General features: G+C 66.3%; 14 protein-coding genes, 1 tRNA gene and 1 pseudogene. 6 read left to right on the forward strand and 10 right to left on the reverse strand.

What is annotated here, in order from left to right; translation table 11 throughout:
- Positions 1-22 precede the first annotated feature (22 nt).
- Both glgA and glgX read left to right on the forward strand, forming a co-directional pair.
- Positions 23-1,480 carry a glycogen synthase GlgA gene (gene glgA, locus AC1VVK_RS14060; RefSeq protein ID WP_482903453.1) on the forward strand — a complete coding sequence of 486 codons (1,458 nt, stop codon included), beginning with the start codon at positions 23-25 and terminating at the stop codon, positions 1,478-1,480.
- The gene (gene glgX / locus AC1VVK_RS14065; RefSeq protein WP_482903454.1) at positions 1,477-3,291 is read left to right on the forward strand and encodes a glycogen debranching protein GlgX; all 1,815 of its coding nucleotides are present in this window, start codon (positions 1,477-1,479) and stop codon (positions 3,289-3,291) included. Before glgA ends, glgX begins: the two co-directional genes overlap by 4 nt.
- An 8-nt stretch (positions 3,292-3,299) precedes the next feature.
- Here the strand turns inward: glgX and AC1VVK_RS14070 are convergent.
- Positions 3,300-3,752 (reverse strand): annotated as a pseudogene (locus AC1VVK_RS14070) (sugar transferase); the annotation flags it as partial.
- The gene (locus AC1VVK_RS14075) at positions 3,749-3,880 is read right to left on the reverse strand and encodes a hypothetical protein (protein WP_482903455.1); all 132 of its coding nucleotides are present in this window, start codon (positions 3,878-3,880) and stop codon (positions 3,749-3,751) included. The pseudogene AC1VVK_RS14070 and the gene AC1VVK_RS14075, both read right to left, overlap by 4 nt.
- Between AC1VVK_RS14075 and AC1VVK_RS14080 the strand changes: the two genes are divergently transcribed.
- Positions 3,879-4,703, forward strand: a complete 825-nt coding sequence (locus tag AC1VVK_RS14080; RefSeq protein WP_482903456.1) for a glycosyltransferase — start codon at positions 3,879-3,881, stop codon at positions 4,701-4,703. The genes AC1VVK_RS14075 and AC1VVK_RS14080 overlap by 2 nt on opposite strands.
- Here AC1VVK_RS14080 and AC1VVK_RS14085 read toward each other — a convergent pair.
- From AC1VVK_RS14085 to AC1VVK_RS14095, 3 genes are all read right to left on the reverse strand, one after another.
- Positions 4,616-5,473 carry a TorF family putative porin gene (locus tag AC1VVK_RS14085; protein WP_482903457.1) on the reverse strand — a complete coding sequence of 286 codons (858 nt, stop codon included), beginning with the start codon at positions 5,471-5,473 and terminating at the stop codon, positions 4,616-4,618. The genes AC1VVK_RS14080 and AC1VVK_RS14085 overlap by 88 nt on opposite strands.
- 269 nt (positions 5,474-5,742) lie before the next feature.
- Positions 5,743-7,272 carry a SulP family inorganic anion transporter gene (locus tag AC1VVK_RS14090; protein ID WP_482903458.1) on the reverse strand — a complete coding sequence of 510 codons (1,530 nt, stop codon included), beginning with the start codon at positions 7,270-7,272 and terminating at the stop codon, positions 5,743-5,745.
- Positions 7,269-7,958, reverse strand: a complete 690-nt coding sequence (locus AC1VVK_RS14095) for a carbonic anhydrase (RefSeq protein WP_132389228.1) — start codon at positions 7,956-7,958, stop codon at positions 7,269-7,271. The genes AC1VVK_RS14090 and AC1VVK_RS14095 overlap by 4 nt, the downstream gene beginning before the upstream one ends.
- A gap of 257 nt (positions 7,959-8,215) precedes the next feature.
- Here AC1VVK_RS14095 and AC1VVK_RS14100 point away from each other — a divergent pair, with 257 nt between their 5' ends.
- Positions 8,216-8,629, forward strand: coding sequence for a hypothetical protein (locus AC1VVK_RS14100; RefSeq protein WP_482903459.1), 414 nt, complete (start codon positions 8,216-8,218; stop codon positions 8,627-8,629).
- Positions 8,630-8,637: 8 nt separating this feature from the next.
- Here AC1VVK_RS14100 and AC1VVK_RS14105 read toward each other — a convergent pair whose 3' ends face one another.
- The 5 genes from AC1VVK_RS14105 to AC1VVK_RS14125 form a co-directional block, all read right to left on the reverse strand.
- Positions 8,638-9,963, reverse strand: coding sequence for an ATP-binding protein (locus AC1VVK_RS14105; protein WP_482903460.1), 1,326 nt, complete (start codon positions 9,961-9,963; stop codon positions 8,638-8,640).
- Complete coding sequence (locus AC1VVK_RS14110; protein ID WP_482905174.1) at positions 9,963-10,700, reverse strand: response regulator transcription factor; 738 nt, start codon at positions 10,698-10,700, stop codon at positions 9,963-9,965. The genes AC1VVK_RS14105 and AC1VVK_RS14110 overlap by 1 nt, the downstream gene beginning before the upstream one ends.
- A 124-nt stretch (positions 10,701-10,824) precedes the next feature.
- Entirely contained in the window at positions 10,825-11,484 is a 660-nt protein-coding gene (locus AC1VVK_RS14115) for a hypothetical protein (RefSeq protein ID WP_482903461.1), read from the reverse strand.
- Positions 11,481-11,786 (reverse strand): hypothetical protein, encoded by a 306-nt coding sequence (locus AC1VVK_RS14120; protein ID WP_482903462.1) that lies wholly within the window; start codon positions 11,784-11,786, stop codon positions 11,481-11,483. The genes AC1VVK_RS14115 and AC1VVK_RS14120 overlap by 4 nt, the downstream gene beginning before the upstream one ends.
- 289 nt (positions 11,787-12,075) lie before the next feature.
- A tRNA-Ser gene (locus tag AC1VVK_RS14125) sits at positions 12,076-12,167 on the reverse strand.
- 346 nt (positions 12,168-12,513) lie between these two features.
- Here AC1VVK_RS14125 and AC1VVK_RS14130 point away from each other — a divergent pair.
- Both AC1VVK_RS14130 and AC1VVK_RS14135 read left to right on the forward strand, forming a co-directional pair.
- On the forward strand, positions 12,514-13,266 hold the full coding sequence (locus tag AC1VVK_RS14130) for a DUF1134 domain-containing protein (protein WP_482903463.1): 753 nt from the start codon (positions 12,514-12,516) through the stop codon (positions 13,264-13,266).
- A gap of 351 nt (positions 13,267-13,617) precedes the next feature.
- Entirely contained in the window at positions 13,618-14,796 is a 1,179-nt protein-coding gene (locus AC1VVK_RS14135; RefSeq protein ID WP_482903464.1) for an amino acid aminotransferase, read from the forward strand.

Here is a 14,796-nt window from a genome sequence, read left to right on the forward strand (position 1 = left end):
TCGGCCGAAGAAGGATAGATAGTTGAAGGTTCTGTCGGTCGCATCCGAAGCGGTTCCCCTTATCAAGACTGGCGGTCTGGCCGACGTTGCCGGGGCTTTGCCAGCCGCGCTCGCGCCAAACGGGGTGGAAGTGACCACGCTGCTGCCGGGCTATCCCTCGGTGCTGAAGGCGATCGGCCGGGCCAAGGCGGTCCATACCTGGGAATCGCTGCTGGGCGTGCCGGCGCGGCTGCTTTCGGCGAAGATCGACGGTTATCCGCTGCTGGTGCTCGATGCCCCGGCGCTCTTCACCCGTGACGGCGCGCCCTATACCGACGGAGCCGGGCGCGACTGGGGCGACAATTGGCGGCGCTTTTCCGCCTTCGGCCGTGCCGCTGCCGATATCGCGGGCGGGGCGGTGGTCAGCAAGGGTAAGCCTCAGCGCTATGACGTGCTCCATGCGCATGACTGGCAGGCGGCCATGGCCTGCGCCTATCTGCGCTTCGCGCCACTGGGCGGCGAAAGCGGCCGGGTGCCCTCTGTGGTTACGGTGCACAACATGGCGTTTCAGGGCTGGTTCGGCGCCGAGATATTCCCCAGCGTCGGCCTGCCCGCAGCGGCGTGGACGATGGACGGCGTGGAATACCACGGCGGCCTCGGCATGTTGAAAGCGGGGCTGGCCTGCGCGGATGCCGTCACCACCGTCAGCCCTACCTATGCGCGCGAAATCCGCTCCTCGAATTTCGGCATGGGGCTCGAAGGGCTGGTGATCGCGCGTGGCAATGCCGTCAGCGGCATTCTCAACGGCATCGATACCGAACTGTGGAACCCCGCGACGGACCCGGTACTCGCCGCCCGTTACACGGCGCGCACGCTGGACAAGCGCAAGGCCAACAAGCGCGCGCTGGAAGTGGAATTCGGGTTGGACGAGGACGACGGCCCGCTGTTCATCGCCGTCAGCCGTCTCACCTGGCAGAAGGGCATGGACGTGCTGCCCGAAGTGCTGGACCACCTTGCCGGCATCGGCGGCAGGCTGGCACTGCTGGGCGCCGGCGACCGTTCCATCGAGCGCCAGCTCCGCGAAGGCGCTGCCCGCCATCCGGGGCGGATCGGCCTGCGCTTCGGCTATGACGAAGACCTGTCGCACCGCATGCAGGGCGGCGGCGATGCGATCCTGATCCCCTCCCGCTTCGAACCCTGCGGGCTGACGCAGCTCTACGGCCTTGCCTATGGCTGCATCCCCGTGGTGGCGCGCACCGGAGGTCTTGCCGATACCGTGATCGACGCCAACCCGGCAGCGCTGGCGGCAGGCGTCGCCACCGGCGTACAGTTCGACGGGGTGCATTATGACGCCATGGCTGCCGCGCTGACCCGTGTGCTCGAACTCTGGCACGAGCCCGAAAGCTGGAGCATGCTCCAGCGCAATGCGATGAAGGCGGACTTCTCGTGGAGCGCGAGCGGGGCGGCTTACGCAAGGCTCTATCACAAGCTGGCCGGATGAGCGGGGCCGCAGTCGGACAGGGCGGAACCCGCTTCACGGTCCGCTCGCCGCTGGCCGACAGCGTCTGGCTCTGCTGCTTCGATGGGCCGGACGAAACGCGCCATGCAATGACCCGGCAGGGGCCGGACTGGACGATTGAACTGCCGGGCGATTGCACGGGTCTCCACTATGGCTACCGCGCCGCTGGTGAATGGGCGCCCTCGCGCGGGTTGTGGTTCGACCCGGCCAAGCTGCTGGTCGATCCGCGCGCGGTCGAACTGGACCGGCGCTTCGTGCAGGATCCCCGGCTGACGATCTTTGGCGAGGACACCGCCGATATCGTGCCCCGCGCCGTGATGCCCCCGCTGCGGCCGCCAGTCACGCCCGAGCCGGTGCATTTCACGCCCGGCGGCCTTGTCTACGAGGTCAATGTCCGCGCTTTCACGAAGCTGCATCCTGATGTTCCGGAGCCCGTGCGCGGCACCGTCGCCGCGCTCGCGCATCCGGCGGTATTGGCGCATCTGAAGAAGCTGCATGTCGCGGCCGTGGAACTCATGCCGGTGGTTGCCTGGATCGACGAGCGCCACTTGCCGCCGCTCGGGCTCGTCAATGCCTGGGGGTATAATCCGGTGGCGATGATGGCGCTCGATCCCGGCCTTTGCCCGGGCGGCATTGCCGAACTGCGCGATACGGTCGCCGCGCTTCATGCCGAAGGGATCGGCGTATTGCTGGACGTGGTGTTCAACCACACAGGCGAAAGCGATGTGGCGGGCGGCGTGATCTCGCTGCGGGGGCTCGACAATGCGGCCTATGCCCATGCCCCGGATGGCGCGCTCATCAACGACACGGGGTGCGGCAACACGCTCGATTTCGCCCATCCCGAGGTGCGGCGATTGGTGCTCGATGCGATGCGGCACTTCGTCACGGCCTGCGGTGTCGATGGCTTTCGCTTCGATCTGGCGCCGGTCCTCGCGCGCGGGCCGGGCTTCGATCCCGCCGCGCCGATCTTCGCCGAAATCGCCGCCGATCCGGTGCTTTCCACCCGCGTCATGATCGCGGAGCCGTGGGATGTCGGTCCCGGCGGCTATCAACTCGGCAAATTCCCGGCGAACTGCCTCGAATGGAACGACCGTTATCGCGACGATGTCCGTCGCTTCTGGCGCGGCGACGGCGGCATCGGCACGCTGGCGACACGGCTGGCGGGATCGTCGGACATATTCGGGCCAGTGGGGCCGGACGCGGTCTGCCGCTCGGTCAACTTTCTGGCCGCGCACGATGGTTTCACGCTGGCCGATACGGTGTCGTACGAGACCCGCCACAACTGGGCTAATGGCGAGCAGAACCGCGACGGGCACGGAGAGAACTTCAGCTGGAACCACGGCGTGGAGGGCGTGGCAGAGAACGCCGAAATCCTCGCCGCGCGCAAGGCGGACATCATGGCGATGCTTGGCACGCTGTTCGCCTCGACCGGCACGATCATGTTGACGGCGGGCGACGAGTTCGGGCGGAGCCAGCAAGGCAACAACAACGCCTATTGTCAGGACAACGTTATCGGCTGGGTCGATTGGGAACGGCGCGACCGCGAGTTGGAAGACTACGTGGCCGCGCTTGCCGCCGCGCGGGCGGAGAACCTGGAATCGTTCCAGCGCTTTGACGATCTCGGGACATGGCAGACGCGGAGCGGCGAAAGCATGACCGTGGCGGACTGGGAACGGCCCGGCGAAAGCTGGCTGGGCTGGAGTTCGCCCATCGGGCTGGGCGGCGCACACCGCTCATTCATGATCGACCGCGATGCCCGCAGCGTCACGGACCGGCGGACCTGGGCCTCGTAGGAAACCGCGTTGCGCCCGCTCACCTGCCGCAGCCCGGTCAGCCCTGGCTTGACCGAGCAATAGGCATCGAAGCGATGGCCGTAACGCGGAATTTCCGAAGCAATGATCGGGCGCGGGTCGACGATGCTCATATGCCCGGCAAGGACTTTGAACAGTTGCGGCAGTTCGTCGAGGCCGCTCTTGCGCAGAAACCGGCCCACCGGCGTGATGCGTGGATCGCGGCGCAGCTTCTGATCCATGGCCCATTCGCTCCGCGCTTCCTCCGACTCGACGAGCAGCCGTTCGAGTACATCCTGTGCGTTGCTGACCATGCTGCGGAACTTGAAGCAGGGAAAAGGCCGCCCGCCATGTCCGACGCGTTGCTGGACGAACAGCACAGGCCCATTGCCTGAGGAGCGGATAGCGAGCGCGGTCAGCAGGATCAGCGGCAGCAGGGCCAGGATCGCCAGCGAGGAGATCACGATGTCGAAAGCTCGGCCCAGACGCGTGGGGCCGCCCGTTGCGTCGGGGTATCGGCCGATGCCGGCGGCACTTCGACAATGCGGGCCTGTTCAGCGCCTTCCTGTGGCGTGCCGACGGCCATCGTCATGCATGACCTGTTTCATGCGCGGGCGGGGGGCGGCGCGGACTCGGTCGCCTTGGTCGATCGCGATGCCGAAGTGGCGATGCTTGCGCGCGCCGATGCCGTGCTGGCCATTCAGGCGGCCGAGGCGGACTTCCTCTTGCGTGAGGTGCCGGACGTGGAGGCCATCCTTACGCCGATGGCGGCACAGCCGGTCGCGGCGGCGATACCTGGGGAGGAGGGGCGGCTGCTGTTCGTGGGCAGCAATACGGCACCCAATGTCGTCGGGCTGGAATGGTTCTGCCAGCAGGTCTGGCCGCGCGTGAGGGCGACGCGGCCGGGCGTCGTACTCGACGTGGCCGGAACGGTGGCGCGCGGGCTTTCAGCGGGCGAGCGACCGGGCATAAGGTTGCTCGGACTGGTCGACGATCTGGCGCCGCTTTACGCCCGCGCTTCGGTGGTGATCTCGCCGCTGACGTTCGGGTCGGGGCTGAAGATCAAGCTGGTGGAGGCGATGGCTGGGGGCAAGGCCGTGGTCGCCACTCCGATTACCGTGGAGGGGGTGGAGGCGATCTGCTCGGGCGCCGTGCGCGTCGCCGCAGAGGCCGAGGACTTCGCGGATGCCGTCATCGCTCTCGATGCCGACCGCGAGGCGCGCCGCGCGCTGGGGGAGGCGGCGCGGCGTGCGGTCGCAGAGCATTTCGGCGCCGAGCGCTGCCATGCCGATTTCGCGGCATGGCTGGCCCGGTGCGGACCTCCGGCTCAGAACGCCGCAGTGGCAGAGAACAACACGGTCGACCCGGCGATCGAGGAGCCGTTCTTGGTCGAGGAGAAGTTGGGAAGCAGATAGGCGCTTTCCGACTTCGAGATGTTGGTATCGACATAGGCGACACCTAACGTGACCGGGCCGAACACCGCGTCGGCGCCGATCAGCCAGTCCAGATATTCGCCGGTGGGCGCCACGCTCGTCCCGTTGGGGCCAAGGCCGGAGTTGCCGTTCGAATAGCCGAGGTGGGCTTTCACTGTCAGCGGCGTGCCCGGGATGCCGGCGCCGGCGTCCGCCCACATGTAGAAGTTGTCCGACTTGGCGCCGGGGCGGCCGATACCGTCCGCATAGTCCGCTCCGCTGGCGTAGACTTTGCCCAGCGCCTGCTGCTTCGGCGCATAAGCCACGCCGACCAGCACCGTGGCCGGGCCGAGATCGCCCGAGAGCTTCACGTAAGGTTCGGCAAAGTCGGTATCGCTGGCGCCGCCCGGATACATGTACCAGGTGAGGCCGACGTCCAGCTTCACGCCGCTCATGACTTCGGTGGAGTAGCCGCCGATCAGGTCCAGCTCCATGTTGGAGCCGCCGAAAGTGCCCCAGCCGGAGAGGTTCGAACCCCAGGTGCCGACGTAGAACCCGCTGCGGTGGGTGACGGTGGCGCCGGCCTGAACGGCCATTTCCTTGTCGGTCTGCGAGACGCCGCGGAAACGGTAATCGGTGACGAGCGCAGCGCTTCCCGAGACGGTGATCGCGCCGGGTGCTTCCTCCTGCGCCATGGCAGGAGCGGCGCACATGGCGGCGGCCATCAACAGCGAAGCAGGGCCCAGCAGGCCCTTGGCAAGACGGTAATTCATGATCGGAACGCCCTCATGTTTCGATTGATTATTCGCGTTCCTGCCTGCGTCCGGCAGCCGGCCGCCGCATGCGTGGCGGGGCCGTTTCGTGCCGGAACCCTCTGCTTACCGGCCGGCCTTGTCCGATGGCTTGCCGCTGCGTGACAAAGTGTTTCCACGAAACCTGACGAGGGCGTCGGACAAAGAAAAGACCGGGCGGCCCGAATGGGAAAGGCCGCCCGGCAAGGGAAGGCGGTGCGTGAGGAGCCCGCCGTCTATGTGTTGTCCGTTCAGGCCATTTGCGGCAGCGGGCGCAGGATCGCCTCGGGGCCGGTGACCCTATCGGTCTGGCCGCTCTGGCGGCGGCGGCCGAGCCATTCTCGAATGGTCTCCGCCGTCGTGTGGTCCATCACCTTGACTTGATGCAGGTCGAGGTGGACCGGCTTGTGGTCGGGCTGCTTCTCCAGCACCGCGTTCAGGCGGGTAAGGCCCAGGAACGTCGCGCCGCCGCCCAGTTCGAGGCGGGTATGCTCGTCGTTGTCATGCTCCTGCACCTTGAGGCGCAGGTTCTTCGCATGGGGCAGCAGTTCGACCATGGTCAGCGCCAGACCCACCAGCACGCCGGTCAGCAGGTCGGTGGTCACCACCAGCACGAACGTCACCGCCCAGATCACCGCCGGGAACGCGCCATAGGCATGGAACAGGTGCCGCACATGGCTGAGGTTCACCAGCTTCCACCCGGTCACCACCAGCACGCCGCCCAGCGCCGCCATCGGCACTTCGCGCAGCAGCCAGGGCAGCAGAGCGATGAAGGCCAGGATCCAGACGCCGTGCAGGATCGTCGAGAGACGAGTCTTGGCACCGGCCTGCACGTTGGCGGAACTGCGCACGATCACGCCGGTCATCGGCAGGGCGCCGAACACGCCGCAGAGCAGGTTGCCGATGCCCTGCGCGCGCAGTTCCTTGTCGTAATGGGTGCGCACGCCGTCATGCATACGGTCCACTGCGGCGGCGGAAAGCAGCGTTTCGGCACTGGCGATGAAGGCGATGGCCAGCGCGGCGACGATCAGCGCCGGCTGTGCGAGCGGGGCGAACCAGTTCGCGCTGGTCGGCAGCGCGAAAGCAGCGCCGATCGATTCGGGCACGGCAATACGCGCCACGTTGAGCCCCATGGTCCATGCGACCAGCGTGGCCGCCATCACGCCCAGCAGCGCGCCGGGGACGAGGCCGAGGTTCTTCGGGCGCAGCTTCTCCCAGCCGACCATCACCGCCATCGTCAGCACGCCCAGCATCACCGCCATTTCGGTGGAGGCCATGTTGCCGGGATCGAGCCCGAGGATGCGGGCGGGCATCATCGCGATGTTTTGCAGCCCGCTGGACATCGGCTTCTGGTCGAACAGGATGTGGAACTGACCGATCACGATCAGTGCACCGATACCCGCCAGCATGCCGTGGACCACCGCCGGGCTGATCGCGCGGAACAGGCCGCCAAGGCGCAAGGCTCCGGCAATAAGCTGGAACACGCCCGCCAGCAGCAGCACCGGGCCGAGCGCCTCAAGCCCATGCTCGCGCACGAATTCGAAGACGATCACGGCAAGACCCGCCGCCGGGCCGCTCACCTGAAGTGGCGATCCCGCCAGTAGGCCCACGACCAGACCGCCGATAATGCCGGTGACGAGGCCCTTTTCGGGCGGCACGCCGGAGGCGATGGCGATGCCCATGCAAAGCGGCATCGCCACCAGGAACACCACGATCGAGGCCGTGAAATCCCGGGCGAAGTGGGCGAAAGGCCCACTCCGGGTTTCGGTGAGGGTCGTCATTCGGCGGCCTCTGCATATTCGGTGGCGATGCGCGTCCGGGCATGGAGCGCGACCGGCAGCGGTGCATTTTCGCGCAGCGGCTCGAACTGGCCGGTATCGCCGTCGAGGCCGAGGACCTGACCGGCGTGGATGTCCACGAACCAGCCATGTAGCGTCATCTCGCCGCGCGCGATCTTGGCGGCGACGGCGGGGTGCGTGCGCAAGTGGGCGATCTGGGCGATGATGTTCTCAAGGCTGATCGCGCGCACGCGCTCCTTGCCCTCAAGCTCGCCGTGGCAGGTGGTGACGATGTGCTCAGCGGCGGCGCCGTGCTTCAGCCATGCCGCGACATTGGGCATCGTTTCTAGACCGGCCGGATTGCTGAGCGCCTTCATCGCGCCGCAATCCGAATGGCCGCAGACGATGATGTCCCGCACGCCGAGCGCGGCGACGGCATATTCGACCGTCGAGGTGACGCCGCCGTTCAGCGTCGAATAGGGCGGCACGATGTTGCCGGCGTTGCGGCAGACGAACAGGTCGCCGGGTTGGGCCTGCATGATCTGCTCGGGCACGATTCGCGAATCGGCGCACGAGATCATCAGCGCCTTGGGCTCCTGCCCCTCGCTCGTCAGTTTGCCGAACAGCTCGCTGCTGGCGGGGAAAATGGTCTTCTCGAAATGGAAGACGCGTCCGATCAGCTCGTTCACTTTCGTAACCTTTCCAAACAGGTCGCCCCGCGCACGTCAGGGGTGGGGAACGTACGGCGCGGGGCTTGTTGGTAAGGTATGGCCAGTCGTTTTCGGCCGTCGTGCGGGTTTGTCAGGAAATGTTGCTGCGGTGCAGCAGGGTGTGGGTTGGTCGTGTTTGGAGAGCTGGTGGGCGGAGGGTCGTCCGGCGCTTTGGTGTTTCGGGAACGGGCAGCATTGCCGGTTGCCGACATCCCATGCTCCGCCTAGGTTGGGGCATGCCTCTTGTTGACGCTACCGCATTGTTGCTGCTGGCCGGAATGGGGCAAGTCGGCCCTGAAATCTGTCTTGATCCGTCGCGGGCCCAGCAATTCGAAGGTCGAGAGATCGAGATATCGATCGAAATCGTCGCTCTGAGCGTCGATGGGCCCTTCGAGGCGCGGCAAATCGGTTGTGAAAAGCCCGTCACTATTCTTGTCGATGGCAAAAACGCGATCGATGTTGCGGAAACTGACAGCGGTGTGGTGGATTTGGTCGGATATAAGATCGAACATGCCAAGGATCGGGTAATGGCAACGGTCAAGGGGAGGGCAGAAGTATTGCCCCATCCGCCATCGTCCGACCTACCCGATGCTATTACGCTGTTTGTCGACAGCGTTTCTGCGACATGGTCTGAGCCTGATCAGAATTAGGGAGCGGTTCAGGCAGCCTCCAACGGCAGCCGGATCGTAGCCCTCAATCCGCCCTCAGGCCGATTGCGCAAGTCCAGCGTCCCGCCTTCCAGAAGCACCGCCTTGCGCACGATGGGCAGGCCAAGTCCCATTCCGGCCGTATCGCGCGCACGCGCCGTGTCGAGGCGGACGAAAGGTTGCAATGCGTCGGAAATGCGGTGTTCGGGAATGCCGGGGCCGTCATCCTCCACGGTGATCTCGGCCTCTCCGCCATCGCGGCGCACCTGCACGCGAACATTGCCGCCATAATGGAGCGCGTTCTCGATCAGGTTGGAGAGCGCGCGGCGGATCGAAACCGGGCGAGCCATGATCTCAAGGCTGGGCAGGCCTGAATAGGTCGCATCCGCGCCGCGATCGGCGGCGGTGTCGACCAGCGTTTCGGCCATCACTGCAAGGTCGATGCGTTCGGCCGGAATATTGGTGCCGCCGGTATCGACATAGGCCTGAATCGAATCGAGCAGCAGGCGCATCTCTTCGATGTCGTGATCCAGCCCGTCCCGCACTTCGGGATCGACGCCGCCGTCATCGAGCCGCAGGCGCATGCGGGCGAGCGGCGTCTTGAGGTCATGCCCGATGGCCAGCATCGTATGCGTGCGATCCTGCAGCGACTGGTGAATGCGCTCCTGCATCTCGTTCATGGCCCGGATCAGCTCGCGCATTTCCTCAGGGCCATGCTCGGGCACGAGCCGGGGCGGTCCGGCGCCGAGATTGCGGGTCGCGCGCACCAGCGATCGCAGCGGATCGAGCGCGGCGCGCAGCAGCAGCCATGCCAGCGAGACCAGCAGCAGCGCGGGCACCAGCAGGCTCGCCACGCGCCCGGCGGTCAGCGACCATGCCGCGCGGGCGTGGGTGCGGAAGTCGAGCACTGAATCGTCGGCAAGGCGCAGCGAACCGCCAATATTGCCGCGCGCGGGGATCGATTCGAGATGGAGTTCCAGATCGGCATGGGCCAGCTCGGGCTGGATCTGGACCACTTGCGCGCGCAAGTTGGCAAGGCCGATCGAACCGCGCCGCCGCTGCGAGGGCGGCGACCATTCGAGCACGAAGCGCGGTGTGGAGAGCGCGGCAGTCACGCCCGGCCGGTCTGCCAGCGGGGCGCGTTCGATGGCCCGGCTGGCGAGTATGAGATTTTCGGCAATGCGTTCGGCATCGTCGCGGCGCAGCTCGAACGAGCTGGCGCGCTCGAACAGCACGGTATTGGCGATGAAATCGATCAGGATGACGAGCAGCAGGACCGCGATCAGCCGCTCGACCAGGCCGAAGCGCCGGAACAGGCGGAACCGGCGTGTTTCCATCAGATGCGCGTGACCTCGGCCTTGAACATGTAGCCGACGCCGCGCACGGTCACGATCGGCGGTTCGGCGCCTTCGCCCTGAAGTTTGCGGCGCAGACGGCTGACGAGCACGTCCACGCTGCGGTCCGAGCTGTCGCCCAGCCGCGCGCGCGACAGTTCGATCAGCCGTTCGCGCCCCAGCACGCGCTGCGGATAGGCCAGGAACGTGGCGAGCAGGTCGAATTCGGCGCCGGTCAGGTCGATCATCGCCCCGGTGGGCGAGCGCAGCTCGCGCCGTGCCATCGACAGGCTCCAGCCTTCGAAGTGAATCGATTCGGGCATGCGGCCATCGGCCACGCCTTCGCCGGCGGTGGTATCGGCAGCGGCCGTGTTACTGCCGCGCCGCAGCACGGCGCTGACGCGGGCGGCCAGTTCGCGGGTGCTGAACGGCTTGGCGAGATAGTCGTCGGCGCCCAGTTCGAGGCCGAGCACGCGGTCTTCCTCGCTGCCGCGCGCGCTGACGAAGATCACCGGCACGTCGCTTTCGCGGCGCAAGCGGCGGAACAGGTCGAATCCGCTGGTGCCCGGCAGCATGACGTCCAGCACGACAAGGCTGACCGGCCCTTCGCGCAGCGTCACCCACATCTCCGCGCCGGTGGCGGCGGTGAGCACGTTGAAGCCGCTCTGCCGCAAGGCACGGGCGGTGAGGGTGCGGAGGGGGCCGTCGTCCTCGACGAGCAGGATCGTGGGGGTGGACATGGGTGCTTCGTCGAGGTGGCGGTAAATCGGGGCGACACTCTGGTTCATGGTCTCGTCGTCGGCTGAATGTAGGGGGAGGGGCGGCGAATGGCAAACGGCGCGCGTGGATCGGCCGGGATTTCGGTCAGCGGGTGGAGCGCGTGCTTTGCGTTACCGGGCGCAGGGACCCGACCACGGCAGCGAGGCCCGCCACTTCGGCCGGGGCGAGCGCCACTTCGTGCGTGCGTCCGGCGGCGTCGCTGAAGGCAAGGCGCAAGGGGGTGCGGCTGCCGGGGGCATAGCTTTCGGCGATGCGCGTCATCGCCTCGGCCGGCAGATCGAACATGTAATGCACGCGGACCGTACAGGACGTGTGCAGGGCGTCCTGCGCGGGGCAGCGTTCGGGGCGCCGCTCGGCATGGACCAGTGCGGCTTCGACCGGTTCGGTCCCGTCATGGAAGCCAAGGCCGGTGAGCGCGCTGGGCGCGCCAACATGCGTCAGTTCCTGCCAGAGCTGCCAGCGTACCGCGCCGCTCTCGCGGTCGACCAGCGCGCGCAAGTGCACGTCGCCGATCTCCACGCCGCCCGATGAGGACCGGCCATATCCGCGCGGCCATGCCTTGCGGGTGCTGGCAAGGACGTGCGACTCGGCGGGATCGTCCACCACTTCGGTGCGCGCGGCGAAGTCCTGCGGGGTCAGCGTGGCGAGAGCGTGGGGCAGGTCCTCGCGCGCCTGCGCCCCGCCGGAAAGCAGGAGCGCGGGCACTGCCAAAAGCCCGACCATGCCCGCGCCGAGCATGTTCACCGGCCAGCCTCGTTAACGGCGACCTCGTTGATGGCGACCGTCTCGGCCCGATTCTGGGCGAACGCTTTGTGAGCTTCCGTTTCGCGCTGCATGGCGCGGTGGCGGCAGTCGCGGCCCTTGGCGGGGTCCGGATGGCAGGCCGTGCGGGCCGATGCGTTGTTCTGGGCCTTCGGCGCGGCGACGGCGAGGTTGCCCTTGAGATGGGCGACTGTTTCATTGGCCATCGCTGCGCCGGGCAGGGCAAGCGCCGCTGCGGCAAGCGATGTCAAAAGGGTGGTAGAAAGAACGGGGAACTTGGCCACTTTCAGGTCTCCAAAGACTGCGATGACCCTGAAAATGGTGCAGCTTCGTGTCCTGCTTCGTACGTGCCTGTAACGAAGTGTTGCTGCCGCGAAATCATCGGACACGTCGCGGCAATAGACTTGCGCGAGGGCCGATGCGCCGAATGAGCGATGAGGAGGGGGAAGGCAGCAGGCCCATCCGCCGATAGTCCCCTCTCAGGTCGTCTCTTTCGAGGCGACCGTCTGGGTACTATCGTTTGGATTTGGGCTGAAACCTAGGCCTTGTAAGCACAGAAAGCTCTGCGCCCGCTGGCGGAGACGGAGGGATTCGAACCCTCGGTACCCCCTTAAGGGTACGACGGTTTAGCAAACCGCTGGTTTCAGCCACTCACCCACGTCTCCGGATGCGGCCTAGGAGGCGCGCTATAACGAGGGGTTTCGGGTCGGGCAAGGGGGTCGTTTTACAGATTTGCGCATTTGTCGAATTGCTTGGGTAAATGCCTGTGGACTGTTTTTCCCTGCCGATTGTTTGAGGCCGGGTTCTGGCCGATTCGGTCTGTCGCGAATTGGACTCGCACCGTCGACCGTTCATTGCAGGGTCAGGCGTGGTGGATTCTCTAGTGGAATGCCGCAATGCGCCTCTCCCGGCGCATGCGATGCGGGTTCGCACAGTTCAGATTACGCCAGGGGAGCGAGAGAAATGCCAGCCGAGACGTCAAGCGCGGAAACGCCGAACAGGGCGCGCCGCATGCGGGTCGCCGTGAGTGTGGCCATGATGGTGGCGGGCCTTGCCGCGCCGCTCGCCCCTGCCATGGCGCAAGTGACAACGGTCGATCCCGATGCGGCAATCGATTCGGACATCGGCAGGCCGCCGCAGAACGCTGCCCCCGTCCAGCAGGTGCCGGAGCAGCAACCCGTAGAGCCGCAGGACAACGGCATGCCGGTCGATCAGGGCCAGGGGCGCGTTGCGCCGCCTCCCGCCGCCGCACCGATCCCGCCCAGAGGCCCGTCCTCGTCCGATACCTATCATCAGGACGACCTGATCGGCGCGGCCGAGGGCGTGTTCGGCAAGGGCGCCAAGGGGCTGGCCGAACTGATCGAGGGGCTGCTCAAGAAGCAGGGCGAGCCCAACGGCTATATTATCGGCCGCGAGGCGGGCGGGGCATTTGCCGTGGGTCTGCGTTACGGCTCGGGTACGCTCTTCCACAAGGTAGAAGGTGAGCAGCCGGTCTACTGGACCGGCCCGTCGCTGGGCTTCGACGCCGGCGCCAATGCGGGCAATGCCTTCGTGTTGGTCTATAACCTCTATGACAGCGAGGACCTCTACCACCGCTTCGGCGCGGGCGAGGGGCAGGCCTATCTCGTCGGCGGTTTCACCGTCAGCTACCTGCGGCGCGGCAATGTGGTGCTGATCCCGGTTCGTGCGGGTGCCGGTCTGCGTCTTGGCGCGAATATTGGCTACATGAAGTTTTCGCACAAGCAGAACTGGTTGCCGTTCTGAGGACGCCGATTTGAGAATTCTGCGAATTCGATCGAATTCGACGATCACCCGTTAGTTCATTCGTCGCCCCCGCGCAGGCGGGGGCCCCGCTTTTCTTTGCAACCTCTCGTTTGCCGCAAGAAAAGCGGGATCCCCGCCTTCGCGGGGATGACGGGTGAGGTGGGCACATTTTACCATTCGGGTTTCGTGTCGGAGCGTTCCGTGAGGCAGCCGACACCCCCACATCGCGCCAAGAAAGTTGCTTCACCGCATAGGTTTTGTGGCCGTTGCAACACTCTGTGCGCCACTTGCGGTAATTCCCTGTCAATCCCGGTTGCGCGTCGCAGCGGCCCGGAGTAAGGCCCGCCCGCCATGCTTACGAACCTTCAGCAACAGCCCGCCGACGCGCTTCTTGCGCTGATCAAGCTCCACAACGACGATCCGCGCGCGGACAAGATCGACCTTGGTGTCGGCGTCTACCGTACCGGTGAGGGCGACACTCCGGTGTTCCGCTCGATCAAGGCCGCAGAGGCCAAACTCGTCGCCGAGCAGGATTCGAAAGCCTACCTCGGGCCTGAGGGCGACATGGGCTTCGTCGAAGCGCTGATGCCCTACGTCTTCGGCAAGGCCGACCCCAGCATGGGCGGCCGCATCGAAGGCATGCAGACCCCCGGCGGCACCGGCTCGCTGCGCCTCGCGCTCGCCATGGTGAAGCGCGCGGGTTACAAGCGCATCATCGTCGGCGTTCCCAGCTGGCCCAACCACGCCCAGATTTGTGCCGACCTCGGCCTTGAAGTTGTTGAATTCAACCACGCGCTCGCTTCGGGCACCACCGACATGGACGCGCTGCGCGGCGCCATCGCCAATGCCCAGGAAGGCGACGCCATCCTGCTGCACGGCTGCTGCCACAACCCCACCGGCATCGATTACAGCAACGCGGAGTGGGACGAGATTGCCGGCCTGATCGCCGCATCGAAGATCCTGCCCATCCTCGACCTCGCCTATCAGGGCCTGGGCAAGGGCATGGAAGAAGACGCCTATGGCCTGCGCCGCGTGCTCGCCGCCGTGCCGGAAGCGCTGATCTGCTATTCGTGCGACAAGAACTTCGGCCTCTACCGTGACCGCGTCGGCGCGCTCTACGCGATGGTTGCCGATCCGGCCGACCTCGCCAAGGTCATGTCGAACGGCCACAACCTTGCCCGCGCCAACTGGTCGCAGCCGCCAGACCACGGCGGCGCCGCTGTCCGCCTCGTCCTCGAAGACGAGAAGCTGACCGCCGACTGGCTGGCCGAGCTGGACGAAATGCGTGACCGCATGCGCGAAGTGCGCGCCAAGCTGGCCGAGGCCGGCACCGCCGGTTCGGCCGACCTGACGCCGATGGGCGGGCAGAACGGCCTGTTCTCGATCGTGCCGCTGAACAAGGACCAGGTCCTTGCCATGCGTACCAAGCACGGCGTCTATATGGCCGGTTCGGGCCGCATCAACGTGGCGGGCCTGACGATGGGCAACATCGACAAGTTCATCGCCGCCGTTGCGGACGTGACTGCGTAA

This window comes from Novosphingobium sp. BL-S-32, assembly GCF_056857055.1.

Excerpts from the sequence above, each read along its gene's own strand:
- AC1VVK_RS14135 (WP_482903464.1), top strand. The coding sequence starts at position 13,618 with ATGCTTACGAACCTTCAGCAACAGCCCGCCGACGCGCTTCTTGCGCTG.
- AC1VVK_RS14105 (WP_482903460.1), bottom strand. The coding sequence starts at position 9,963 with ATGGAAACACGCCGGTTCCGCCTGTTCCGGCGCTTCGGCCTGGTCGAG.
- AC1VVK_RS14090 (WP_482903458.1), bottom strand. The coding sequence starts at position 7,272 with ATGACGACCCTCACCGAAACCCGGAGTGGGCCTTTCGCCCACTTCGCC.
- AC1VVK_RS14130 (WP_482903463.1), top strand. The coding sequence starts at position 12,514 with ATGCGGGTCGCCGTGAGTGTGGCCATGATGGTGGCGGGCCTTGCCGCG.
- AC1VVK_RS14110 (WP_482905174.1), bottom strand. The coding sequence starts at position 10,700 with ATGTCCACCCCCACGATCCTGCTCGTCGAGGACGACGGCCCCCTCCGC.
- AC1VVK_RS14100 (WP_482903459.1), top strand. The coding sequence starts at position 8,216 with ATGCCTCTTGTTGACGCTACCGCATTGTTGCTGCTGGCCGGAATGGGG.
- glgX (WP_482903454.1), top strand. The coding sequence starts at position 1,477 with ATGAGCGGGGCCGCAGTCGGACAGGGCGGAACCCGCTTCACGGTCCGC.
- AC1VVK_RS14075 (WP_482903455.1), bottom strand. The coding sequence starts at position 3,880 with ATGACGATGGCCGTCGGCACGCCACAGGAAGGCGCTGAACAGGCCCGC.
- AC1VVK_RS14080 (WP_482903456.1), top strand. The coding sequence starts at position 3,879 with ATGCATGACCTGTTTCATGCGCGGGCGGGGGGCGGCGCGGACTCGGTC.
- AC1VVK_RS14085 (WP_482903457.1), bottom strand. The coding sequence starts at position 5,473 with ATGAATTACCGTCTTGCCAAGGGCCTGCTGGGCCCTGCTTCGCTGTTG.